Below are 1802 nucleotides of genomic sequence, written 5' to 3'. Positions count from 1 at the left end.
GGGAAGGGGGGTGGCGGTCACGGCCGTCTCCTCGGGGTCGGAATGCGTGTGGCGTGCGCCGCCCAGCCTAGATGTAAGCGGTGTGTCGGTCGTTCATGGGATTTCCTCAGCGATCCCTCCGTCTTTTCTTCTCTGGCGCGCGGCTGGGCGCTAGAGTCTGCGACAGGTCCCATCCGGCCGCCCCCCTCGGGCGGCGTCACTACCCCGGGGTGTGTGCATGTCACCACTAGTTCCACGCGGTACGGCGGACTCGCCGGTGTGCTCGATCCTCGACATCCCCGGCCCCCGCTGGTTCCAGTCGAGCGACCCCATCTGGCGGGTCCACGGCGACGCGTCCACGCCGATCGGCATCACGACCGGCCTGCTCATGCTGTCCGCCGATCCCGCGTACGCCTCGGTCATGGTGGCGTGCGGTGCGGACGAGAACCCGTGGACGATGGACGACTACCTGCACGACCTGGTGGAGATCTCGACGTTCGGCACCGTCGACGACGCGATGGTGACGATCGAGCACGCGCACCGCGACCGCAGCTCGTTCAACGGCACCACGGAGCACGGGGACTACTACTACGGTTCCGACCCGGCGTTGGTGGAGTGGGCGCAGGCCGCCCTGGCGTGGGCGCTGCTCGCGGCGTTCCAGCGGTTCTCGGGTCGGCCGCTCACCCCGGCCGAGTCGGACCGGTACGTGTGCCAGTGGGCGGGCCTGGCCCGGCTGCAGGGCGCGCGGGCCTTCCCCACCACCGTTCGTGAGCTCGAGCAGCTGCTGCGGGGCGCGCGTGGCCGTGCCCGAGCTACGGTCGCCGGGCGTCGCGCGGCGCGTCGGCTGCGGGAGACCGCCCGGGCGTGCCGGGGCGTGTCGGAGAACTCGGTGACCGCGCACCGGTCGTGTACGACGGTGGTCGACGCGGCCGCGAGCCTCGTGCCGTCGGACGTGCGGCGGGCGTTGGATCTGCCGCACCGGCCGATGGACCGCAGCGCCGTGTTCGGTCGGATCGCCCGCGCGCACGAGGGGCTGACGTCGCCGCGGCTCACCACGCGCGCCCCGATCGCGGTGCCGTCGTCGATGCGGTCCCAGAGCGCCTGACCCCGCGTTACCAGTGGCCGTTGACGCGGCCCTTGATCCACCCGGCGACCTCCCACACCAGGTGCACGGGCAGCATCGCGCGGTCGACCCGGTCGATGGGCGTCATCCGCACGTCCAGGTCGGTGGCGTTGCGCACCCACGTCCCGGCGCGGAGTGTGTGGGGGCGGTTGGTGACGACGAGGACGCGCTCCCACCCGCGGGCCCGCGCGATCGCGTCCACCGCGAGCGCCTCACCCCAGGTGGTCCGCGGTTCGGGCGAGAAGCACACCACCTCGGCGTCGGCGGGGCGGGCGATGCCCGTGCACAGCCGGCGGGCGACGGTCTCGGAATTGCCGCCGGGGTTGCTCACCAGCAGCGTGTCGGCGTAGCCGGCCTCGACGAGGTCGCGGGCGTAGAGGTGTCGGCCGTCGTCGGCGCCGGCGAGCATGACGACCGCGTCGGCGCGCACCGGCTCGTCGCCGTGGGGCTGGAGGAGGAACGCGCCCCAGGCGGTGAGGGCGAGCGCGGCGACGACCACGGCCGCGCCGACGCCGACCGCGACCCGGCGGAGGGCGCGGCGGCGGGATCGGCGGTGGAGGCGCGGGGTCACCGCGGTGTGGGTGACGACGACGAGGTGTCCCCTCCCCCGGCCCCGGGCCCGGCTCCGAGTGCGGCGCGCAGGCTGTCGTCCCAGTCGGGCAGCGGCGTCAGGCCGGCGGCCGCCCAGGCCCGCCCGGAC

At 74.2% G+C, this 1802-nt stretch carries 2 protein-coding genes; one reads left to right on the top strand and one right to left on the bottom strand.

Annotated elements, in window-relative coordinates:
- Positions 1-217 precede the first annotated feature (217 nt).
- Positions 218-1084 (top strand): oxygenase MpaB family protein, encoded by an 867-nt coding sequence (locus tag KHA85_RS16385; protein ID WP_100086344.1) that lies wholly within the window; start codon positions 218-220, stop codon positions 1082-1084.
- Positions 1085-1091: 7 nt separating this feature from the next.
- On the opposite strand, the gene KHA85_RS16380 is transcribed toward KHA85_RS16385, so the two are convergent.
- Positions 1092-1673, bottom strand: coding sequence for a YdcF family protein (locus KHA85_RS16380; RefSeq protein ID WP_213186619.1), 582 nt, complete (start codon positions 1671-1673; stop codon positions 1092-1094).
- Positions 1674-1802: the final 129 nt, after the last annotated feature.

This window comes from Dietzia massiliensis (genome assembly GCF_018390595.1).
Classification (GTDB): domain Bacteria; phylum Actinomycetota; class Actinomycetes; order Mycobacteriales; family Mycobacteriaceae; genus Dietzia; species Dietzia massiliensis.
This window is presented reverse-complemented; position numbering and strand designations above follow the sequence as displayed.